The organism is Bacillus cereus group sp. N24 (genome assembly GCF_016483345.1).
Classification (GTDB): Bacteria; Bacillota; Bacilli; order Bacillales; family Bacillaceae_G; genus Bacillus_A; species Bacillus_A toyonensis.
The window spans coordinates 510,847-534,887 of sequence record NZ_JAEHCA010000001.1 but is presented as its reverse complement, the minus strand read 5'-3'; the positions used below and the strand labels follow the sequence as shown (position 1 = coordinate 534,887).

Genomic DNA, 24,041 nt, shown 5'->3' with positions numbered 1-24,041 from the left:
ATATTAGTTATTTTTGAATTTAGGTAATAATCCGAATTCGCTTTTAGTTATTGAAAGTTGTTTTTATTTTGGTAGGGGTTTGTTTTTTTATTTCATAAATATAAATAAAGAAGGGGTTTTTTATTTGACTCACGTCAATTTAAATGGTATAATAAGAGTATAAAGGAGGTGAACAAAGTGGATTGGATAATAATCTTAGGTGCTATAGCTACAACAGTAACAGTTTTTTCTCAAGTAACCGCAGGGATTAAAAACATCGTAGATACATACTACAAGGTGAAAGAGGAAAAACAAAAGAGTCGCCCCGACCAAGGAAACGACTCAGAATAAGCACACAGGGGAGGAAAACCTCCCTTGTATTTAAGATTATATCACATTCCATATTATTATGAAAAAATTTATCTGGACGAATCTACCTGTAGTCATTGTTTTAGGGTTCATTTTATCAATTCTTGACTATGATAATCTAAACGCTTGGGGTTATATCTGTATCGTTGGTACCATACTAGCGATAATCTTAATGGTAATTAATATGATTATTTTGTATATCAAGGAGAAAAAGAATGTATAGATTTGAAACTAAAGAAGAATTAATGCGCTTTATTCAAGAGGAAATTGTAAACACTTCAGAGGCTCTAGAAATTTTAGGATGTTCACGTCAAAATTTAAATGTAATGGTACAGAAAGAGAAAGTGAAGCCAATCAAAGAGATGGCACGAGATCGATTATATTTTAAAGAAGATATTCTGGAAAACAAAAAGCAAATGAGAAGAAAAGCCGATTCTAATTAAAAACTCGGCTTTTTTATTGTTAAGATGTTTAGAATTTACTTTTAGACAATGCTTTTAATATAGGATTTATGATTTTACTTAATAAACGAAATCCGTTAAATATAGATTTTATAACCTTCATATTATCGTCCCCCTAAACTAAATAAATCATATCAACTTGATACCAAAGATGTAAACATTGTAATTTCATAAATTCAAATGAAAAAGAAGCTTCTTTTTCAAAGCGAATGATGGTGTTTTAATCACAGTAGACTGAATAATCAGATATATTTTTATCAATAAATAGTAATTGTTATGATATACGCTTTCATATGATAACTTGTTATAATATTTAGATAATGCTCTTAGAAAAGGGGGATTTATATGGAGACAAAAATTTCTACTACTCGCAAGGGGTATGAGCTATTAGAAGAATGGTATCATGAAATGCTTGCTCAGCATATAGAGAAGGCAAGTATTTTAAAAATTGAAGCAGATAATATATTTAATAAGGTTAAAGAAAATGCAGACTCTTTTATTTATTACTCCCTGTTAAGATTTAGGTATCAAATGTTAAAGGGGAATTTTGAAAAAGGGCTAGAAGGGTTAGAATACATAAACGGTATGCCAGATGGTTTACTAAAATATTACTATCACTTCTTTAAATTTATCTATGCAACAGAAGTTGGAAACTACAATAGTGCAGAAAAACATCTTGAATCTGCAAGTGATTTATTAGATATGATGTCCGATGAAAAAGAAAAAGCAGAGTACAATTATCGTGTTGCGCTATATAAATATTATATTTCACAACCTACTTTAGCTATTAATTATGCTACAAAGGCTCTCGATTATTTTTCAAGCCATGAAGGCTATGAGACCAAAAAGGGAGCGTGTGAAAATACATTAGGTATGGCTTGTATTACTTTAGAACAATTTGAATTAGCGGAGGAATATTTAATTTCTGCTTTAAATATGTTTCAAAAACTTGATGAACAATCGCTAGTTTTAAAAGTTCGTAGTAATTTAGGAGTACTGTATGCCGAACAAAACTTATCAGATTCAGCTATACGTCATTTAGAAGAAGTATATAAAGCGTGTCAACATACAAAATTGCATTATCAAAGAAGGGTAATATTCCTATTAGCTCGGGAACATATTAAATTAAAACAGCATAATGATGCAACTTTTTATATTAAAGAGGGCTTGAAGAGTTGTAATCAAGAATATAGTTATCACTTAAATATTTTGGAGTGTATAAATAATAATGAATCTATAAAGAAGTTAGAAGAAATTGTAAATGAATCACTTTCGTATTTTAAAGAACAAGAATTGTGGAAAGACATTCAAATTTATACCGAACTACTAGCAGGTAAATGGTATAATGTGGGTGCAAAGGAAAAGGCGTGTGAGTATTATCATTTAGGTCATGAAGCGAGAACTTTATTAAAAGAAAAGGGGCGTTTAAAATGAAAAAGATTAAAATTACATTTATGGGTTTAATCGGTATTGCAGTATTATCGTTTGGTTTAAATAGTCCTAGTATTGAAAAAAGTGCAGCACCTACACTGAAACAAGAAAATATTATTTCATATTCAGAACATGGTACAGGAATCTAATAAATAAGAAAATTACCCCTATCAGTTATTAAAGAAATAAATAATTACTAAGCAGTAAAATAGAAAAAATAAACAAAGCAAGATGATGACAACATCTTGCTTTGTTTAATTGTGAAAAAACATTGAACTTTAATGAATTTTTTAGAGGATATTTTAAATAGGAAAGAACAGATTGAAAAATGAAACAAGCCTAAGCTATTTAGGTTTGTTTCATTTTGTGGGGCACCCACAATCTCACCCACAATTCACCCACAAAATTAAAAAAAGTGATGAATCGCTATGAAACATCACTTTTATAAAACTTTGATAAATCAACGTTTTTGGCACGATTTAAAACTTGATGAATCCAGAGGATATATTCCGCACACAAGTTCACCAATGAGAACGCGATCAATATATGTCTCTATGCTAAGAAAAAAAGCCTTGATACTACGGTATCAGGGCTTTTTCGTCATTTATCTACAGCGAATTACAGTGAATATTGTCGTAATTTTTGAGGTGTAATTAAGAAGTGATTTAACAAGAATAATTTGTATTGACTCGTTCTGTATAAAGAACTAAAATGACATTAATTAGGAATGTTTATATATTTAAAAAATAAAAAATATTACTTTTATTTCTGTTTTTATGGGAATTTCAACTGGAATCTCATTGGTATTAAATGAGGGGGAGAAGTAATGAATAAGGAAATAAATTTGAAAAATCTATTTACCGTTATATGGAAAAGGGTGTGGATACTACTGTTGTTTACGACTCTCACAACGGTAGGAGGAGCGATGTATAGTATGTATATGAAAACACCTTTGTATGCCTCCTCAGCAAGGGTTATTGTTCAAGCTAATGCTGAAACGATGAATACATTGAAAGCGATGGTAAATGAGCCTGTAATATTAGAAAAAGTAGCGGCTGAATTAAATATTAACAGATCTGCAGGTGCATTAAGTGGACAAATAAGTATAGAAAGTGTACAAGGCTCTCAGATTATGAGAATAAATGTAGTGGATATTGATCCTGTACTTGCACATAAAATTGCAAATACGACAGCGGCTGTTTATAAGAAAGAAGTAGCAAATATACTAAATTTTAATAATGTGAGTATATTACCAGAAGACCCAGTTCAAAAACATTCGATGCCTATAAATATAAATCACTTTAAGACGATACTAATTGCGTTCTCTGTAGGTATGGTGCTCAGTATCGGTTTTATTTTTTTATTGGATTCATTTGATGATAGAATCAAATCGGAACGACGAATTGAGCAATTGTTAGATGTCCCTGTTTTGGGCGGGATTTCTAAAATGAATAGGAAAAATACAGAAGACAAATTCAGTGAAAAAAATACAGTGGTACTGGGGGATGGAACGGAGTGGCCTACAAAAATAGACGAAAAACAAATAAAGTTAAAGGAGAAAGTATAATTGCTTATACAGCTCCAAGATCGAAAATTTCGGAGCAGTATCGTTCGCTTCGAACAAACCTTCAATTATCTTCGTCTATTCATAAAAGCAGAACTATAGTTATTACTTCTCCAAGGTATGGTGAAGGAAAATCAACGATTACAGTTAATTTAGCAGTCTCAATAGCACAAAAAGGTGAAAAAGTATTGATAATAGATGCAAATTTACGAACACCCACAATTCAGGAAATGTTTGGAGTAGAAAATACAGTTGGATTAACTGATATATTGAACGGAAAAACAAATTTAGAAGGCGCTGTAAAAAAAACAGAGATGGAACGTCTTGATGTATTAACTAGTGGTCCAGTACCATTCAATCCATCTGAAGTACTTAGTTCAGATGAGATGGATATGTTAATTCAAAAGGCAATGGAACAGTATGACATCATATTATTTGATTCTTCCCCTGTATTAGAAGTAACAGATACGAGTGTATTAGTTGATAAATGTGAAGGAGTACTATTGGTGATCCGATATAATCGTACTGTGAGCGAAGATGCGCTTGAAACGAAAAGAGCACTAAGTTTCACGAAAAGTAGAATATTGGGGGTAATTTTGAATGGGAAAGTATAAAGGGGATTAGAATAATAGATTTGACCTTCGTACATAAAAATGTTCGTTATAAAGAAAGAACAATAGAACTGTGATGTGGTGATGTCTCCTGACCGCTATCAATGGAGGCACTCGATTATGCTGTGGGTTGTGAAAGCAACCTTAGATGCGAGTCATCAAAAGTGTAATGTGAGGGAGGGTTAGATGCCCATATTTTATTAAAGTTTCTAGCTATGTACTTTTAATAAAGAGAATATAGTTAGAAACTTTAACTTTGAAAGAGTTCAGTAAGGAATTGATTAAAGGAGGAAGTTATATGACGTATCGCCGGAGGATATCGTTATTGCTTTTAATGGATTCACTGATTGTATTAAGTGCAGTTTTTTTTAGTTATTTTTTTGTAAATGCTAGCTTTAGTGTTATCACTTTATCATCAGTTATTAGCTCTATCACTCTATTAATTAGTCATCATTTATTTGCTTTTGTTTATAAATTGTATAAAAAAGCTTTGGAATATGCAAGTATAGGAGAGTTGCTAATTATATGCAAGGTCGTTACATTTTCAATACTTACTACAGCGGTTGTGCAGCAAATCATTATGCAAAAAATGTATTTTCGATTGTTAGTTGTAACTTGGATGATTCATATTTTATTAATTGGTGGTTCCCGCTTTATTTGGAGAATGTACAGAGATATTTATTATGTAAAGAAGGGTGATAAAAAAAGAACGTTAATTGTTGGTGCTGGATCAGCTGGGACGATGGTTGCAAGACAGTTGTTGAAGAATAATACGGCTGAATTAATGCCAGTCGCGTTTATTGATGATAATGTCAAAAAACATAATCTTGATATTTGGGGGATTCCAGTAATAGGTGGCATGGATCAAATTGATTATGTTATTAAAAAACTGAATATTAAGATAATTATTTTAGCAATTCCTTCGTTAAACAAGAGAGAGAGAAATGTTATTTTAAAAGATTGTTTAAAAACAAAAGTAAAAACTCAAATCCTTCCCATGTTAGAAGACTTAGTAACAGGTAAGGTTTCAGTAAATGAATTTAGAGATGTTCAAGTAGAAGATTTATTAGGGCGAGATCCTGTAGAGTTAGATGTGGAGATTATTTCAGATTATATAACGGATAAAGTCATTTTAGTTACTGGTGCAGGTGGATCGATTGGTTCGGAAATTTGTAGACAAGTTGCGAAATTTAAGCCGAAAAAATTGATTTTATTAGGGCATGGAGAAAACAGTATTTATTCCATAGAAATGGAATTAAATGAAAAATATAACGATATGAGAGGCGTGTTCATTCCAGAAATCGCGGATATACAAGATGAAAAGAAGATGCATTTAATAATGAATAAACATCTTCCAAATGTTGTATATCATGCAGCCGCACATAAACATGTACCATTAATGGAGAACAATCCTGAAGAGGCTGTTAAAAATAATTTGATTGGAACTATGAATATAGCAGAGGCAGCAAGAACGCATGGAGTAGGAACGTTTGTTATGATTTCTTCCGATAAAGCGGTGAACCCGACGAGTGTTATGGGTGCAACAAAGAAATTAGCTGAGATGGTCATTCAGCACAAAGATAAAATAAGTCATACAAAGTTTGTTACAGTACGTTTTGGAAATGTATTAGGTAGCCGCGGGAGCGTCATACCTTTATTTAAGAAACAAATTCAAAATGGTGGACCAATTACAGTTACTCATCCTGATATGGTTCGTTATTTTATGACAATTCCGGAGGCATCAAGACTCGTAGTGCAAGCTGGGGCGTTAGCTAAAGGAGGAGAAATTTTTGTGCTGGATATGGGAGAGCCAGTAAAAATAGTTGATCTTGCTAAAAATCTCATTCGATTATCAGGAAACTCTTTGGATGAAATAGGAATAGAATTTACCGGTATACGCCCAGGAGAGAAGCTTTTTGAAGAATTACTAAAAGAAGATGAAATGAATGAGAAGCAAGTTCACCCGAGAATTTATGTAGGGCAAGAAATGAATGTTCGTATAGAAGAAATAGAAAAGTTAATTTTGGAATATACAGAGTTAGATGAGATGGAATTAAGAAAGCAATTGTTAAATTTAGTGAATCAGCGTAAAACTTTAAAACTATTAATACCAGTATCAGGTTAATAGCAAAAAATTCTTATAAGACGGGTGCGTGGGATGGTGTCTAAAAAAGTTCTGTTTTGTGCAACTGTGGATTATCATTTTAAAGCTTTTCATTTACCGTATTTGAAATGGTTTGCAGACCAAGGATGGGAAGTGCATGTTGCAGCGAATGGGAATATACATCTTCCGTACGTAACTCAAAAATATAATATTCCTCTTCAAAGATCACCGATTAGCGTACAAAACTTTCATGCATATAAAAAACTTACATCAATTATTCATCAAAATAAATATAATATCATTCATTGTCATACGCCTATGGGAGGAGCAATTGCTCGTCTAGCTGCTAGAAAAGTGCGGAGAGAAGGCACAAAGGTTATATATACAGCGCATGGATTTCATTTTTGTAAAGGATCATCATTCATAAATTGGCTTTTATACTATCCAACCGAAAGAATTTTAGCTACTACTACGGATTGTCTTATCACAATTAATCAAGAAGATTACAGTTTAGCAGTAAAGCATCGATTTCAGGCGGGAAGTATTAAACTCGTTCATGGTGTAGGAGTAGATATAGAACGATATATTCCTGTTAATGAAAGTGAAAAGGAGCAATTAAGACATAAAAATGGTTATAATTCTGAAGATTTTTTAATGTTTTATGCAGCTGAATTTAATAAGAACAAAAACCAAAGCTTCTTAATTCAATCATTGGCACAGTTGAAAAATGAAATTCCGCATGCGAAGCTACTACTTGCTGGTGAAGGGCCGTTAATGAAGGAATGCAAAAATATAGCGGCTCAACTAGGCGTGAGTAGTATGGTGCATTTTCTTGGTTATAGAAATGATATAGCTCCTTTGCTGCAGATGTGTGACCTAGCTGTTGCATCGAGTTACCGGGAAGGTTTACCAGTTAATGTTATGGAAGCTATGGCTTGTGGACTTCCAGTTATCGCCACGGACAATCGGGGACATAGGGAGTTAATTATTCATAATAAAAATGGTTGGATTATAGATCGTGATGATATAAAGACGATGTCTGAAAGAATAAATTCTATTTCTAAAAGTATTAAATTACAAGCTCAGTTTGGACGGTGTGGGCGTACTATTATTACAAGTAAATATTCAGTTAATGAAGTATTAAAAGAGAAAAAAGAAATTTATACAACGTATATGGATGAAATGGAGGATTTAAATTGGGCACTCCATTGAGAGTACTACATGTAGTCGTAAATATGAATAGAGGCGGAGCCGAAACTTTAATTATGAATTTGTATCGTAATATAGACCGCTCAAAAGTACAATTTGATTTTTTAACTTGTAAGGAAGGAGTGTTTGATGAAGAAATAGTAAGGTTAGGCGGGAAAATTCATAGAATTCCATATGTTACAGATGTTGGTCATAGGGGCTATATAAAGACGCTAGATAACTTCTTTAGTACCCATACGCAATATAAAATCGTTCATTCACATATGGATAAAATGAGTGGATTTGTACTTCGTTCAGCTAAAAAAGCAAGGGTGCCAGTTAGGATTGCGCACAGTCATAATACTAGTAGTGAGGGTGGTACTGCTGCAAAAATCTATAAATGGTATGCGGGAAAATCAATAGCCATGTGTGCAACACATTTGTTAGCATGTTCAAATGCTGCTGCCAGATGGCTATTTACAGATAAAGCCGATGTGGCAAGAATTTTAAAAAATGGAATTGATTGTGATAAATTTTTGTTCTGTCCAGACATGCGAAAACAAGTAAGAGAAGAATTACAAATTGAGAAAGACGCTCTTGTTATAGGTCATGTTGGAAGATTTGCTCATCAAAAAAATCATGCTTATCTTATAGAATTATTCACGCAGTTAACTCGATTTAAGCCGGATTCAATTCTTTTATTAGCTGGCGAAGGGCCGCTTCGAGTGGGAATTGAAAATAAAGTAAGGGAATTGAATATGGAGAAGCATATACGGTTTCTTGGGATACGAGACGATATAGAAAGGATACTTCAAGCATTTGATGTATTTGTTTTTCCATCCATACATGAGGGATTGCCACTCACTCTCATAGAGGCGCAAGGAGTTGGTTTGCCTTGTATTATATCGGATGCTATTACGAAAGAAGTGGACTTGGGAATGAATTTAGTTGAACATGTTCCTCTAACAGATAAATTTGCTTGGATAGAAAAAATGAAAAATATAGAAACTAGTAATTTTTCGAGGAAAACACTAGCTCAAGTAGTATTCGCAAAAGGATATGATATAAAACATACGGCTAAATTGACTCAAGATTATTATTCTGTACTTTCGAGGTGAGTAATTTGAAGAATTTAACGATTTTCACCCCTACTTATAATAGAGCGTATTGTCTTGCAAGTTGTTATGAGAGTTTAAAACGTCAAACATGTAAGGATTTTGTATGGTTAATAATAGATGATGGATCTAGTGATAACACAAAAGAATTGGTCGATAGTTGGATTGCTGAAAAATATATCAAAATTAAGTATCATTGGCAACAAAATCAAGGGATGCATGGTGCTCATAATACAGCATATGAAATGATTGATACGGAGTTAAATGTTTGTATTGATTCTGATGATTATATGCCCGATGAAGCGGTAGAAAAAATCCTTTCTTTTTGGAGTAGCTATGGAAATGAAGAAGTTAGCGGGATAATTGGACTGGATTTGTATACAAATGGACAAATAATTGGTTCAAAGTTACCAGAGAACCTTAAACACTCCACGCTTTTTGATCTTTACAACAAACATGGTGTCACAGGTGATAAAAAATTGGTCTATCGTACAGAATTGACTAAGAAATATCCATACCCAATTTTTAAAAATGAAAAATATGTAGGGTTAGCATACAAATATTACATGTTAGATCAACAGTATGAGATGTTATTAATGAACGAAGCGCTTTGTTATGTGGAATACATGGCTGATGGATCATCAATGAATATGCTAAACCAATATCGTAGAAACCCAAAAGGTTTTGCTTTTTATCGCAAGGAACTTATGAAATTACCATTTACTAATCGACTATTTAAATATAGGCAAGCTATACATTATGTATCTAGTAGTTTCATATCGAGAAATAGAAAGTTTATACAAGAATCGCCATGTAAAGGACTGACATTTTGCGCACTACCATTTGGAGCTATCCTTTATAGTTACATTACAATGAAAACAAAAATGAAAGTAAACATGTAGAGACTTATTTAGTAATTAAATGAGAGGACAGAATAATGACCATACTTTGGATGAATCTTGCTATAGTATTCATGCTCGCATTTTTTGCAAGGTATTTTGCTATACCAGTGACTAATAGTCTTACATTGATAAAGCCCAATAGGCTGTTGATTATAATGGCGGCTTTATCTCTTGTGTTGGTGGCAGGGCTTCGAAATAATATTGGGGATACTTATTTTTATATGCATGCATATAAAATAACGGAGTTTAATTGGGAATATGTTCAAACTAATAAAGACATGGGCTTTAATATTTTTCAAATGGTTTTGAAAAAATATACGGATAATCCTCAAGTAATGGTTTTTACTACAGCATTGATAACAAATGTACTCATTGTAGCAACACTATATAAATATTCAAGACTAATTGAATTGAGTTTATATGTTTATATTACGTCGGGTATGTATTTAACATCAATGAATGGGATTAGGCAATATTTAGCCGCTGCAATTATTTTTGCTGCTACAAAATATATTTCTGAAGGAAAATGGAAAAAATATACAGTTATTGTATTATGTGCATCAACATTTCATGCAAGTGCATTAGTTTTAATGCCAATATACTTTTTTGTAAGAAAAAAAGCCTGGTCAGGAACGACATATTTGCTCCTTTTTTTAGCGGTATGTGTAGTAATAGGTTTTAATCAGTTTTCGGAAATTTTATTTTCGGCTATTGGAAATACTCAATATGGTCAATATAAGGAATTTCATGAAGGTGGTGCCAATATACTTAGGGTTGCTGTGAATATAGTGCCAATTATACTGGCTTACCTTGGGAAAGATAAAATGAGGGCGTTATTCCCTGAAAGTGATTATATTGTAAATATGTCTATATTAGGTCTTGTTTTTATGATTATTTCAACACAGAATTGGATATTTGCTAGATTCTCCATATATTTTGGATTGTATCAGTTAATATTAATTTCTTGGGTTGTGAAGTCATTTACAGATAAAGATCAAAAGTTGATTTATTATGCAGTTCTAGTGTGCTATTTTATTTATTTTGTATATGAACATGTAATTACTTTGGGAATTATCTATAAGAGTAATTTACTTTGATAATAAAGTGCAAAATGCTAGGAGAGGATTGTTGAATGGGGATAGATTCTAAGCCTGAACCTATAAATAAAAAGAAGGTTTTACACATTGTCAGCGCTCTGAATCGTGGGGGAGCTGAAACATTATTAATGAATATATATAGGAAAATAGATAGAGAGCAGCTTCAGTTTGATTTTGTATCCCATCGAAATGAGAAAAATGATTACGAAGATGAAATAATGGCCTTAGGTGGGAGAATATATAAGGTACCTAGTTTAGGACAAATAGGACCTTTTGCCTATGTTAAAGAACTTGTGAAAATTATGTCGGATAATCAATATGAAGTTGTACATGCACATACGGATTATCAAGGTGGTTTCGTTGCTGTAGCGGCAAAAATAGCTGGTGTAAAAAAGAGGATTTGTCATTCCCATAGTAATAATTGGCCACAAGACTCTGGAATAAAAGCAAGAGTTATCCTAAAGGTTTTGCAATCTATTATTAAATATGCTGGAACTAATTATTGTGCGTGTAGCGTTGAAGCAGCACGTTTTTTATTTGGTGAAAGGATGCTTCAAAGTCAGAGGATAGAACTGATTAAAAACGGTATAGATATTAATCAATTTACTGATATAGATGCTGGAAGTAGTGTCAGCGTAAGAAGGGAACTTAATATACCGAATACAGCAAAATTAATAGGACATATAGGAAGTTTTTCGGAGTCAAAGAATCATGTTTTTATCCTAAAAGTTTTAAAGCAAATTTTAAAAAGAGATTCAAATTTTGTTGCTATTCTAGTAGGAGATGGTCCGTTAAGGATTTCTATTGAATTAAAAGCAAAGCAATTAGGGATCTTTGAAAACATTAGATTTTTGGGCGTTAGGAAGGATATTCCACGACTCATGAAGAGCTTTGATGTTTTTATTTTTCCTTCTTTGTTTGAGGGGTTTGGTATTGTAACTTTAGAAGCGCAATCTGCAGGTGTACCATGTGTTGTAGCAGATACACTACCTAATAATACTGATATGGGGTTAGGGATAATGTCATTTGTTGACTTAGATGAAGAAATTGAAATATGGTGTAAAGAAATTTATAAAGCCTTGTTAAAAGAAAGACCAGACAGGGAATTCATAATTAACAATATATCGAAATTAGGCTTTGATATTAACGATAACATTTACGAGTGGCTATCGTTATATGGAATTGTGTGCAAGGAAGAAGTAGGGTAATCTAATTTGTTTTCATTTTATATGTCTGATGTATAAGGAAAATTGGTAAGCGTAACAGCAAAATACTAATATAAAATGAAGAAGAGAAATCAATAATAGATTTTGTGAGGTATCCTATTATGAAAAAGAAAAGAATATTAATTACATCTTTTGATATGGAAATTGGTGGAGTAGAAAGAAGTTTGATTGGTTTATTAAATACAATTGATTACAGTAAGTATGATATAGATTTAATGTTATTTAAACATGAAGGAGGATTTTTCTCTTTACTACCCAAAGAGCCGAATTTATTAGAAGAATTGCAACAATATACTACTTTTAGAAAATCAATTAAACAGATATTACAAGAAGGGCATTTCTCAATTGGAATTACTAGGGTGATAGGAAAAGTCATGGGTGTTATGCATGGAAGGTTTGTAAATAGTAAAGAACCTGGATACTTTGTCATTCAATATGGATGGAGAATATCTCTTCCATTTCTTCCAAAATTGAGAGAAGAGTACGATGTTGCGATAAGTTTTTTATGGCCGCATTATTTTATAGGGGATAAAGTCCGAGCGAAAAGAAAAATTGGGTGGATTCATACTGATTATTCGAACATACAACTTAACAAAGAAATGGAATGTAAAATGTGGGGGGAAATAGATGATATCGTGGCGGTTTCTGAAAGTTGTAGAGAGACATTCCTGAATAGTCTACCTTATATTAATAAAGAGGTACAAGTGATAGAAAACATAATAGATTCTGAATTTGTTTGTGAACAATCCAATGAAGGAGATATTACTCAGGAAATATCAATAAATAGCAAGCGAATCAAGTTAATTACTGTTGCTAGACTTTCGCATGCTAAAGGAATTGATGACGCTATATATGCGCTTAGACAGTTATTAGATCAAGGGTATGATATCGAGTGGTACATAGTTGGATATGGGCCGCAAGAAGCGGAACTTAAATTGTTGATAGATAAGCTAGGACTTCAAGATAAATTTGTTTTACTAGGTAAGAAGATTAATCCGTACCCGTACATAAAAGCATGTGATATTTATGTACAACCTTCTAGGTACGAAGGGAAGGCAGTAACAGTTCGGGAAGCGCAAATTCTTAAGAAACCAGTATTAATAACTAATTTTTCAACTGCCAAAAGTCAGTTGGAGAACGGAGTAGATGGATATATTTGTCCAATGGGTATAAAGGGAATTGTCGAAGGAATAAAAAAAATGATTGATGATGTTGAATTCAGAAATGAAATTGTTAATAATGTAAGCCAAAAAAATTATGGTAATGAAATAGAAGTGGAAAAGATATATAGGTTAATTGAATTAGAATAGATTAAGCTATAAAACTAAAAAATCTTTTACTATTTATAAAAGATACTTGGGGGAATTATTTTTATGGATAATGTTTTAGTATTAGATACATCAGTAGGTTCTCTTAACAAGGGTGACGATATAATAATGAAGTGTGTAAAGCATCATCTTTCTGATATAACTAAAAATGCATATGTTTTAACATTACCTACTCATGTTTCACCTTTTCATTGGTACCAAGTAGCGAGAAAATCAAATAGGGTAAAGATTTATAGTGATGCGAAATATAAGTTTGTAGGTGGTTCGAATTTGCTAGCGATGGATATGTTTACTCATTTTCCGCAGTGGAATATAAATATATTTAATTATGGTCCTTTAAAGGGGAGTATTCTGGTTGGAGTGGGTGCAGGCAAAGGGAATAAAATAAATCCCTATACAAAAATGTTATATAGAAAAGTTTTATCACATGAATATATACATAGCGTTAGAGATGAAAGAACAAAAAAATTTTTAGAAGAAATGGGGTTTAAAGCTCTAAATACTGGTTGTGCAACTTTGTGGTCTTTTACGCCTGATTTTTGTAGGGGAATTCCGAGTGGAAAATCGGAATCGGTTGTTTTTACATTAACTCATCATTCTAAAGATCGTGAAAAAGATCAATTACTGATAGATATACTTAACAAAAGTTATGAAAATGTCTACTTTTGGATACAAGATGCTGATGATTTTGAATATTTAAAATCTTTAGAGGGTATACAAGGTATAAAAATTATATCTCCTACTATAGAGGCATATGAAAAAATCCTAAATACAGCCGTTGATTATATTGGAACGCGTTTACATGGCGGTATATTTGCTATGCGTCATAAAAAACGTGCAATAATTATCTCTATAGATGAAAGAGCTAAGGGGATGGGGGAAACGTATAATTTAAATCTGATTGATAGAGAAGATTTAAATAATCTCGAAAAAATGATAAATGCAGAGTTTATCACGGATGTTCAAGTGAATTTTGATGTAGTAAATCAATGGTTAAAACAGTTCTCTAATTAACAAATGTATTGTGATAAAAATGGCGATTTATTAGGAGGCTCAAATGAATAGTATAATTCTCGATAAAATTGTCGTAAGAAATAATAGAGTGGATTATTATTTTAGTATTAAGGGGGATTTACAAAAGTATTTTAAGACAAGTAATCATATGTTTCTTGAATATAACTATGATGTATCTGATACCCCTTTAAGTATTTTGGCTATTCCGTTTGTTGCGAATGTAGTTCCTCTTGTATGGATTACTAATTCAACAATAGTAATAAATGAATTAGATAAATCTTTTTATATTTGTTTAAATAATATAAAAAATGCATATCAAAACATGTTTCCTGGTGTGAAATTTAAAGGATCCATGGTTGTAGGAGAAATTATTGATAATGTTTACATTCCGGAACTTGAAGCGGCATCTTTATTTAGTGGTGGATTGGATGCACTTACTACATTTATAAGAATAAAAGATAAACACCCCTTGCTAGTTACTGAATATGGATGGCATGAAAATGAAATAGAGGGTAGTAAAGTATGGGAGGCAGATAAAGAAAATGCCGTAAATTTTGTAAAGGATAATGGACTAGAAAATATTTTTATACAATCTAACTATGGGACCTTTATAATTGCAGGGAACATTGACTATGATTTTAGAGAAAAGTTAAACGATACATGGTGGCATGGATTGCATCATGGTCTAGCAATAATATCTGCAGCTATTCCAATAGCTTTTAAACTTAAGATAAAATGTATATATATTGCAAGTTCTAATTCCCCATTATATCAAGTTACTTGTGCATCTGATCCAACTGTGGATAATGAAATAAAATATGCATCTGGAACAGTCTTTCATGATGGATACGAACTTACTAGGCAAGAAAAGATTAAAGTTGTTGTGGACCATTATTCAGCTAGTAAAGAACCTGTTAATATCAGGGTATGTTTTAAAAATGAAGAAAATTGTTGTAAATGTGAAAAATGTTTAAGAACAATTATGGGAATTATTGCTGAAGGGAGAGACCCTCGTGAATATGGTTTTAATATTCCAAGTAATCTTTATCAGTACGTTAAAACTTCTTTAAATAATGAGGTGAAGTTTTTTACTAATACATTCATTGAAATGTATTGGAATTTAATCCAAGTGCGAATGAAACAAAATTGTGATTGTATTACAGATAAAAATTTACTAAATTGGTTTCTAGATTATGATTTCAAGGCGCAACGAAGAAAAGCGTTATTAAAATACAGGATAACAAAGTTTTTCCCGATTTTAAAGAGGAAGATTAGTGCCAAATTTAGTAGAGTGGGTACGCAAAACAATTAAAATATAGAAGGTATTACGATGAGAATACAAAACTCCTTAAAAAATATTTTATTCGGTTTGTCTGGACAAATAATTAGTATTGGTATGGGATTTGTTGTTCGAACTGTTTTTATTTTTACACTCGGTATAGAATATTTAGGTGTGGATGGGCTTTTTACAAGTATACTATTGATGTTTTCCCTAGCTAATTTAGGATTTGATACAGCTATAATATATAGTTTATATAGGCCATTAGCTGAGAAGGATATTTATAAAATACAGGCATTAATGAATTTATATCAAAAAGCATACAGATTAATAGGAGTAGTAGTTTTATTAATAGGGTTATCTCTATTGCCATTTCTTGATCATTTAGTGAATGCAGATACTACGATTAAAGACATTAACATTATCTATCTTTTATTTTTAATAAGTTCAGTGTCATCATATTATTTTGTATATAAGCAATCTATTATTATTGCTGATCAAAGTAACTATATTATTTCTAAAATACACACTTTGTTCATGATTATATCTAATGCATTACAAATTGTTTTATTAATAATTATTAGTGATTACATTGTAGTACTGGTAGCTCAATTAACATTAAAAGTAATTGAGAATGTATATATTGCAAATAAGGCAAATAAATTATATCCATTTTTAAAAGAAAAAAATAATGCGAAATTATCTAAGACAGACAGACGTGAGTTTTTTGAGAATTTGTATTCCTTGTTGCTATATAAAATTAGTGGTGTAGTAATTAATGCAACAGATAATATAGTTATATCGAAATTTATTGGGGTTATTTGGGTTGGGGTTTATTCAAATTATTTGTTGATCTTAAATACATTAAATACCTTATTAGGCTATTTGTTTTATTCTATCACTGCTAGTGTTGGAAATTTGAATGTGAAAGAAAATGCAGAAAAAAAATATTTTATTTTTCGTGTAATTAACTTTTTAAATTTTTGGATATATGGATTTTGTACAGTTTGCCTTTGGAATTTGATAAATCCTTTTATAACAATCTGGTTAGGTGAGGAATATGTGTTTAATAAGTATGTATTATTTTTCATATTACTTAATTTTTTCACTTCAGGAATGCAAAATACAACTACAATGTTTAGAGAAACCACAGGTTTATTTAAAAAAGGGAAGTACAGACCTATTATAGCGGCAATTATAAATATTGTAGTTTCTATAATTCTTGCGAAACAAATAGGAATAGCAGGAGTGCTTTTAGGGACTGTTATTAGTAGATTATGTACTTACTTTTGGTATGACCCTTATATTATATTTAAAATGATTTTCAAAAAATCTGTAAAAGTATATTTTATTAGATATATTTTGTTTGTAGTGCTTGTATTATTTTCTATTATAGCAACGGATTTTATTGGTTATATTTTTCACATAAATATATTTATGGACATGGCAATACGTAGTGTTTTGTGCCTGATTATTCCGAATCTAATCTTTTGGATGGTATTTAAAGAGGTGGAAGAGTATCGATATTTCCTTAATTTAACCCGGATATTAATAAAAAAAATAAAGTCGAAAATATTAACTCGGAAATTTCCGAATAATAATTATCCATAAATTAGCATTTTTATTTTTTCCATATCACAGTAAAAAATGCTTTATTTACGGAAGAGATTTTAGGTTGTTCTGAAAATAATAGTAGGTAATAATAGGGGGGTATGTATAAAGAGTATAGTGTCTTTTTAATAATATTGTAAGTTTAAATAGTATAAATAAAAGAGTATTGAAATAAAAACAGCTAGTAAGAATAGACCTTTTTAGGAAGGAGAAAGGAATTGTAAAAAGGCTTTCTAAATAATGGATATCTAAAAACAATAAAAAGTGATATTACTTCTCTTATATCCAATCAATTTACCTTATGAAACATAAGATGTAGAAAAGCAAAAAAGAGGTGTGAATTGATGTGGAGAAGAAGGGATAATCTTGGGAATTTGAATGATTTAGATTTGGTGTCCAAGCCTCCTTTTCATAATGACATTTTAACTTATGATAGTACGCAATTAAAATGGATTCCAAAATCATTTGAAGCTACAAATCCTACAAGTATATATGTATTAGAATTAGATAGATGGGATGTTAAGAATGATGGGACTGATGCTATCAATACTTCCCAAGGTATTAATAATGCTCTAGTATGGGCGGCTCAACAAGGTTATACGGAAGTTGTGTTACCTAGAGGAATATATTTGATTGATAAACAAACACCCATCGAACCACCAAGTCATTTAACTTTGAATCTAAACGGTTCGACATTAAAAATGGAAACAAATAATTTGACTGGATATGCAATTATAAGTTTTCGTAGAAATCAAGTATATTCTAGGATAACAAATGGTATTATCCAAGGAGATAGATATACACATGATTACTCTAGTGGGGGAACACATGAGGCAGGGTACGGCATTGAATTGGGGAGTTTTACTCCACCTGCTGATGGGGGGAACAATACACGGTTTGTATCTTTAGATAATCTAGATATTTTAGATTGTACTGGAGATGCCATTACACTGAACAGTACTTTTGGGCAGATTTCACCTTTTCCTACAGCATTAGCAAGTTCATTTGAACAGGGAGCAATTAATACAACAGATGGTTCATTGGTAAGTAGTACAACAAAGATACGTTCCAATTTGCAAATTGATATGACCCAAGTGGCTATTGTAAAGTATGGTTACTTTGGATTATATGGAAATGGATTTGGAGCATTGGGTTCTGAAATAAAATGCGATTATTATGATGTCATTTTTTACACTTCAAACAATATATTTTTATCTTCAAAAACCAATGTACAATTCTTTGATGAAGTAGAAGTCCCTAATGGAGCAAGTTATGCTAAAGTTGTTTTGCATCAAGGGAATGTTCCTGCTCCTGCAAATTGTTTAATAAATGTTCGGGTACCTTCTTTTTCGCAATATACTTATATAGAAAAATGTAATTTACATGATTGCCGTAGACAAGGGATTAGTGTATGTGGGGCAAAGAATGTATATATTCGAGATAATGATATTCATCACATCGCAGGTACCAATCCACAAAGTGGACTAGATATTGAAGATGGATATGATTTAAATCAATATATATATATTGAAAGAAATAATTTTCATGATAATAAAAATTATAATATTATTGTTGTAAATGGGAAATTTATCTATATATCGAATAATTCTATTATGAATACCATTACAAATGCTTATGTTGGGTTGTCTATTAATGGTGGTGCAGATAGGGTAATCGTAACAGGGAATAATATCCGATTAACCAAGGTCTCTTTGTTAGGAGATGTTATTTTTTCCAATAATTATGTATACGGAGCGCAAGTAAATGTTCAAGGTGTATATGTAAATCGATCTATTAATATATCGGATAATGTTTTTTCTAATAGTAAAATGATTATTGATACTCCCTTTCCATATGCGGTTAAAGTTGATTCCTGTCGTTTTATAAACGATACAGATAAACTTAATTCCTTGTCACCATTGTATCAGTGGACATTAGAGCTGAAAAATGAACCGCAAACTATCTCAAATTGTATATTTGAAGGACAAGACGTTTTGTATTTAAATTATGTACCAGTAGGAACAGTTAAATCAGGATGGATATTTGAAAATATTATATTTAATAATGTTAAACCCCCAACCCTAGTTGCAGGGACGTATACAAATTGCTTTTTTAAGGATGTAATCTTTTTGGGGATAGCAAGTACAGGGAGCACTTTAGAATTAAAAGGTTGCAAGTTCTTTAGTATAGATAGAAATAACACGTTATTTACAGTGAATAACCTCAAAGCATTCAAGATGATAGATTGTCATATAGAAAAACCAAATGGTACGGTCTTGAATATTCAAAATGTATCTGATGAAATAGTGTTAAGGGGAAATACTATAAAAATTACAAATGATACTCTTCAGAGAGCTATTATTGTTTTGGATGCAGCGTTTACTGGTAAGCAAGTGATAATTCAAAATAATATTATAAATTCCACAAATTTGATGCAAGTTGGGATAGATAATAGAACAACGAGTAGTACACCTCAAGTAGTAATTCAAAATAACGTGTTAAATAATGCGAAAATTACAATTACGGGGAGGGAATTTTTACAAGGAAATATTGTTAATGGTGTAATCGATTCAAATTAATGCATGGTGATAATTAAATTTGAATAGTTTCAAAAAGTTATGAGAAATGAAGTAGAGTGGCTCTTAATAAATATGTCTATAAAGTATTATATAATGGTACATGGAAGGGTTTTGTCCAATGTAATCATTCGAAATAGTCTAATTCCTAATAGATAATATGCTTATTGACTTTTAGTTACTACTATAGAAAAGAGAAAAGCTATTATGTTTTTTATAAACATAATAGCTTTTTGTTATTACGTTAACTGCATACTAAAAAATAGTGAGTAGGAGAATGTTTTAATAATAAATGTTTTTTTATACTATTAAGCGTTGTTTATAAAATTGTTTTTGTGAATATACTTTTTGAGATTTTTACAGTGTGTAATAGTCTCTTGGATAAGCATTTGGAAAATATATTTTGCACCTATGTGTATTGCTTTCTTCTACTTATTAAGTTTTAAAGTTGTGTACTAAAGAAAATGTTTGCAGGTGATAAGTAAAGAAAAATTGAATACAATTCTTTACTTACAACTTGAAAATACTTGATTTCAATCCGTAATGAATACTTTATATATTATTTCACTTTGGAAAAGCATTTGTAATAATTTAAGATGGGGGAATGATTGGTAATGAAGAGACTGTTGGATATCTTTATTTCTTTATTATTATTAATTTGCTTTTTTTTCATTATTCTTTTAGTAGCAATTATAGTTAAAACCCAGATAGGATCACCTATTTTATTTAGACAACAACGTCCAGGGTTACATGGAAAACCCTTTTATCTTTATAAATTTCGTACGATGACCAATGAGCGAGATAATAGCGGGGAGCTCTTACCAGATTACGCTAGATTAACTAAAGTTGGAAAATTCCTGAGGAAATATAGTTTGGACGAATTACCACAATTAATAAATGTGCTAAAAGGTCAATTAAGTTTGGTGGGCCCTCGACCATTATTAATGGAATATATGCCTTTATATTCGCAAGAGCAAGCTAAAAGGCATAATGTTAAACCTGGAATCACTGGATGGGCTCAAATTAATGGAAGAAATAGTATCTCATGGGATGAGAAATTTAAATTAGATGTATGGTATGTTGAGAATCAAAGTTTTCTTTTAGATTTGAAAATTTTATATCTAACTTTTAGTAAGGTTTTAAAATCGGAAGGGATAACAAATAATAAGCATGTGACTATGCCAGTTTTTAAGGGGGGAATCGAGCATGGGGGGGAATAAAATGAACATTTTGTTTACTAGCTCTGGTAGGAGGGTCACTTTAATTAAAAAATTTAAGGAGGTATTTGAACAAGTAGGAATCAAAGGGAAAATCTTTACTGCAGACTTAAAAGAAACTGCTCCTACCATTTACTTTAGCGATAAGCATTTTATTGTTCCGCGTGTAAATGAAGAAGGATATATAAATGAATTGTTAAAAATATGTAGATCTGAAATGATAAATCTAATAATTCCGTTAATTGATACGGAATTAATCCTTATGGCTAATAATTCGGAGGTTTTTGAAGGTATTGGTGTAAAAGTACTAGTTTCTAGTATGGAATTAAATAAAATTGCTAATAACAAAAAATACACATATAACTTTTTTGTCTCTAATAATATACCAACTCCTAGAGTGTATAGTGATGAAGAGATTGGAAGAAAGGAATATCAATTTCCACTATTAATTAAACCTTATGATGGCAGTTCTAGTAAAGGTGTAACAAAAATAATGAATGAAAAGGAATTGGAATTTTTTAAGGAGTATATACCTAACGCTATGATACAAGAGTACGTTTCAGGAGAGGAATACACTATAGATGTCATGGTAGATTTCTATGGGAATATAAAAACGATCGTTCCTAGATTGCGTATAGAGACACGAGCAGGTGAGGTAAGTAAAGGTGTGACCAAGAAAGATTTTGACATCATCCAAGCAGCAGAAACTGTAATAAAAGCTCTTCCTAATCCTATTGGATGTATTACTTTACAATGTTTTAAAAAGGAGGATGGGCAAATTACGTTTATTGAAATAAACCCTCGTTTTGGAGGAGGAATACCACTATCAATAGAAGCAGGAGCGAATTTTCCACTTTGGACAATTAAAATGTGTCAGGGGGAAGTCTTTATAGATAAAGACTTTAATTGGAGAGAAAATTTAACAATGCTTAGATATGACGAAGCGGTTTTTATGGAGAGTATTTAATATGGTGATTCAAGCAATTGTTTTTGATATGGATGATACTTTATATAAAGAGAAAGATTATGTCGTAAGTGGCTTTAAAGCAGTGGATGATTGGATTAAAGATAACTATGGAAAAATTGGTTTTTATAATATCGCAATTCGATTATTCAATTCAGGTGAAAGAAAGTTTGTGTTTAATAAAACACTTAAAAAGTTAGACATTGATTATGATGAAAAATTGATTAGTAATTTGATAGAACAGTATAGGTTCCATAAACCAGATATTCAATTGTTGGATGAAGCAGATTGGGTACTAAATAATTTGGTTAATACCGTTAAAATAGGACTTATTTCAGATGGATATTTAGTTGCTCAAGAAAGAAAAATAAATGCATTAAAGTTAAAAGAGAGGGTTCATTCAATAATTCTCACTGATAAGCTAGGAAAAGAATGTTGGAAACCAAGCAAAATTCCTTATGAAAAAATAAGTAAGGAATTCCAGGTGCCTCATGAGCAATGTGTCTATATAGGAGATAATTTAAGTAAGGATTTTATAACGGCCAAGAAATTGAAATGGTTAACGATCCATATTAGTAGAGAAGATGGAATTTACCATAATCTTATAGTTGAGCAAGCTTATAAAGCACATTATACAATTGATAATTTAAGGAGATTATCTGATATATCTGTATTAAAGCATATGTTTTTAGATACATAGTATTTAAATATGTATAAAGGATGTGTTTACATGCACACAGTTCAGCATAAAAAGCGAATTTACCTTTCCTCTCCGCACATGAGTGGGAATGAACAAAAATATATCCAAAATGCATTTGATACAAACTGGGTTGCTCCTCTTGGGCCAAATGTCGATGGGTTTGAACGAGAACTTGCATCTTTTGTAGGAGTTAGAGGAGGTACTGCAGTTAGTTCAGGTACTGCTGCTATTCATTTAGCTTTGCAGTTATTAGGTATTCAAAAGGGAGATACAGTATTTTGTTCCAGTTTTACTTTTGTAGCGAGTGCAAATCCGATTGTTTATTTGGGAGCGGAACCGGTATTTATTGACTCAGAACCGGAAACCTGGAATATGTCACCGAGTGCATTGGCACATGCATTATATGAAGCTAATAAAATGGGGAATTTGCCTAAGGCTATCATTCTTGTTCATTTATATGGTCAGAGTGCTAAACTAGATGAAATTCTCTCACTTTGTCATCAATATAATGTTCCTATAGTTGAGGATGCAGCAGAATCTCTTGGATCTACATATAAAGGAAAAGCAAGCGGTACATTCGGGAAATTTGGTGTTTATTCATTTAATGGAAATAAAATTATTACAACTTCAGGTGGTGGAATGCTAGTTTCTAATGATGTAGAAGCATTGGAAAGAGCGAGATTTTTAGCGACACAAGCAAAGGATCCAGCTCCACATTATGAGCATAGTGAGATAGGGTATAATTATCGACTGAGTAATATTTTAGCTGGTATTGGTAGAGGACAATTAGAAGTGTTAGAAGATAGGGTGAGAGCTCGAAGATTTGTATATAAACGGTATTACGAAGCGCTATCTCACATGCCAGGGTTTTATTTTATGCCTGAATTAGAACATACTCGCCCAAATCGTTGGCTTACTACATTGACAATTGATGAAAAGGAATCTGGGATTTCTATTGGGAAATTGTTGAGAATTTTAGCAGAAGAGAACATTGAAGCGCGTCCTATGTGGAAGCCACTTCATATGCAGTCGCTCTTTAAAGAGATGAAGTATTATCCGCATAGCAAAAATGAAGATGTGTCGCAGTACCTATTTCAAAGTGGAATTTGTTTGCCTTCAGGATCTAATATGTTAGCAGAAGATCAACAAAGGGTAATTCAAAGCATTTTAAAAGCTGTAGAATGGAAGAATTAAAAGAAAAGTAAGTGAAAATGGAATTTGAATTAGATTTGTATACGTACCACTAATTGTTCTTTATAATGAATCTTTTCTAGTGTTCAGTTTCAATTTACATAAAAAAAAGGG

At 31.5% G+C, this 24,041-nt stretch carries 21 protein-coding genes; all 21 read left to right on the top strand.

Annotation, left to right across the window (positions count from 1 at the left end; translation table 11 throughout):
- Nucleotides 1-177: 177 nt before the first annotated feature.
- The 21 genes from JDS95_RS02625 (at nt 178) to JDS95_RS02525 (ending at nt 23,930) form a co-directional block, all read left to right on the top strand.
- Entirely contained in the window at nt 178-330 is a 153-nt protein-coding gene (locus JDS95_RS02625; RefSeq protein WP_199690215.1) for a hypothetical protein, read from the top strand.
- 233 nt (nt 331-563) lie between these two features.
- On the top strand, nt 564-791 hold the full coding sequence (locus tag JDS95_RS02620; protein WP_199690213.1) for a DNA-binding protein: 228 nt from the start codon (nt 564-566) through the stop codon (nt 789-791).
- A 363-nt stretch (nt 792-1,154) separates the two neighbouring features.
- Nucleotides 1,155-2,243 (top strand): response regulator aspartate phosphatase, encoded by a 1,089-nt coding sequence (locus tag JDS95_RS02615; protein ID WP_199690211.1) that lies wholly within the window; start codon nt 1,155-1,157, stop codon nt 2,241-2,243.
- Complete coding sequence (locus JDS95_RS02610; RefSeq protein WP_199690209.1) at nt 2,240-2,389, top strand: Phr family secreted Rap phosphatase inhibitor; 150 nt, start codon at nt 2,240-2,242, stop codon at nt 2,387-2,389. Before JDS95_RS02615 ends, JDS95_RS02610 begins: the two co-directional genes overlap by 4 nt.
- A 677-nt stretch (nt 2,390-3,066) precedes the next feature.
- Nucleotides 3,067-3,807, top strand: a complete 741-nt coding sequence (locus JDS95_RS02605) for a YveK family protein (protein WP_001031072.1) — start codon at nt 3,067-3,069, stop codon at nt 3,805-3,807.
- On the top strand, nt 3,756-4,418 hold the full coding sequence (locus JDS95_RS02600) for a CpsD/CapB family tyrosine-protein kinase (RefSeq protein WP_085450474.1): 663 nt from the start codon (nt 3,756-3,758) through the stop codon (nt 4,416-4,418). The genes JDS95_RS02605 and JDS95_RS02600 overlap by 52 nt, the downstream gene beginning before the upstream one ends.
- A 295-nt stretch (nt 4,419-4,713) precedes the next feature.
- A complete protein-coding gene (locus tag JDS95_RS02595; protein ID WP_000222374.1) occupies nt 4,714-6,540 on the top strand; it encodes a polysaccharide biosynthesis protein in 1,827 nt (608 codons plus the stop codon).
- Between the two features lie 33 nt (nt 6,541-6,573).
- Complete coding sequence (locus JDS95_RS02590; RefSeq protein ID WP_098821731.1) at nt 6,574-7,731, top strand: glycosyltransferase family 4 protein; 1,158 nt, start codon at nt 6,574-6,576, stop codon at nt 7,729-7,731.
- Entirely contained in the window at nt 7,716-8,825 is a 1,110-nt protein-coding gene (locus JDS95_RS02585; RefSeq protein ID WP_098821730.1) for a glycosyltransferase family 1 protein, read from the top strand. Before JDS95_RS02590 ends, JDS95_RS02585 begins: the two co-directional genes overlap by 16 nt.
- Nucleotides 8,826-8,830: 5 nt before the next feature.
- The gene (locus JDS95_RS02580) at nt 8,831-9,724 is read left to right on the top strand and encodes a glycosyltransferase family 2 protein (protein ID WP_000793798.1); all 894 of its coding nucleotides are present in this window, start codon (nt 8,831-8,833) and stop codon (nt 9,722-9,724) included.
- Nucleotides 9,725-9,759: 35 nt separating this feature from the next.
- Nucleotides 9,760-10,821 (top strand): EpsG family protein, encoded by a 1,062-nt coding sequence (locus JDS95_RS02575; protein WP_000154275.1) that lies wholly within the window; start codon nt 9,760-9,762, stop codon nt 10,819-10,821.
- 35 nt (nt 10,822-10,856) lie between these two features.
- A complete protein-coding gene (locus JDS95_RS02570) occupies nt 10,857-12,029 on the top strand; it encodes a glycosyltransferase family 1 protein (RefSeq protein WP_000510528.1) in 1,173 nt (390 codons plus the stop codon).
- A gap of 119 nt (nt 12,030-12,148) precedes the next feature.
- Nucleotides 12,149-13,357 (top strand): glycosyltransferase, encoded by a 1,209-nt coding sequence (locus JDS95_RS02565; protein ID WP_000730212.1) that lies wholly within the window; start codon nt 12,149-12,151, stop codon nt 13,355-13,357.
- 63 nt (nt 13,358-13,420) lie between these two features.
- A complete protein-coding gene (locus tag JDS95_RS02560) occupies nt 13,421-14,389 on the top strand; it encodes a polysaccharide pyruvyl transferase family protein (protein WP_000370972.1) in 969 nt (322 codons plus the stop codon).
- A 43-nt stretch (nt 14,390-14,432) separates the two neighbouring features.
- Complete coding sequence (locus tag JDS95_RS02555) at nt 14,433-15,701, top strand: peptidase (RefSeq protein WP_199690207.1); 1,269 nt, start codon at nt 14,433-14,435, stop codon at nt 15,699-15,701.
- A gap of 18 nt (nt 15,702-15,719) precedes the next feature.
- Complete coding sequence (locus tag JDS95_RS02550; RefSeq protein WP_001222559.1) at nt 15,720-17,279, top strand: lipopolysaccharide biosynthesis protein; 1,560 nt, start codon at nt 15,720-15,722, stop codon at nt 17,277-17,279.
- A gap of 344 nt (nt 17,280-17,623) precedes the next feature.
- Entirely contained in the window at nt 17,624-19,858 is a 2,235-nt protein-coding gene (locus JDS95_RS02545) for a right-handed parallel beta-helix repeat-containing protein (RefSeq protein ID WP_199690275.1), read from the top strand.
- A gap of 611 nt (nt 19,859-20,469) precedes the next feature.
- Entirely contained in the window at nt 20,470-21,075 is a 606-nt protein-coding gene (locus JDS95_RS02540; RefSeq protein ID WP_000825901.1) for a sugar transferase, read from the top strand.
- The gene (locus JDS95_RS02535) at nt 21,062-22,039 is read left to right on the top strand and encodes an ATP-grasp domain-containing protein (RefSeq protein ID WP_000509383.1); all 978 of its coding nucleotides are present in this window, start codon (nt 21,062-21,064) and stop codon (nt 22,037-22,039) included. The genes JDS95_RS02540 and JDS95_RS02535 overlap by 14 nt, the downstream gene beginning before the upstream one ends.
- 1 nt (nt 22,040) lies before the next feature.
- On the top strand, nt 22,041-22,736 hold the full coding sequence (locus JDS95_RS02530; RefSeq protein ID WP_000236580.1) for an HAD family hydrolase: 696 nt from the start codon (nt 22,041-22,043) through the stop codon (nt 22,734-22,736).
- Between the two features lie 30 nt (nt 22,737-22,766).
- Nucleotides 22,767-23,930: an aminotransferase class I/II-fold pyridoxal phosphate-dependent enzyme gene (locus JDS95_RS02525; protein ID WP_000557691.1), complete on the top strand. Its 1,164-nt coding sequence runs from the start codon at nt 22,767-22,769 to the stop codon at nt 23,928-23,930.
- Nucleotides 23,931-24,041: the final 111 nt, after the last annotated feature.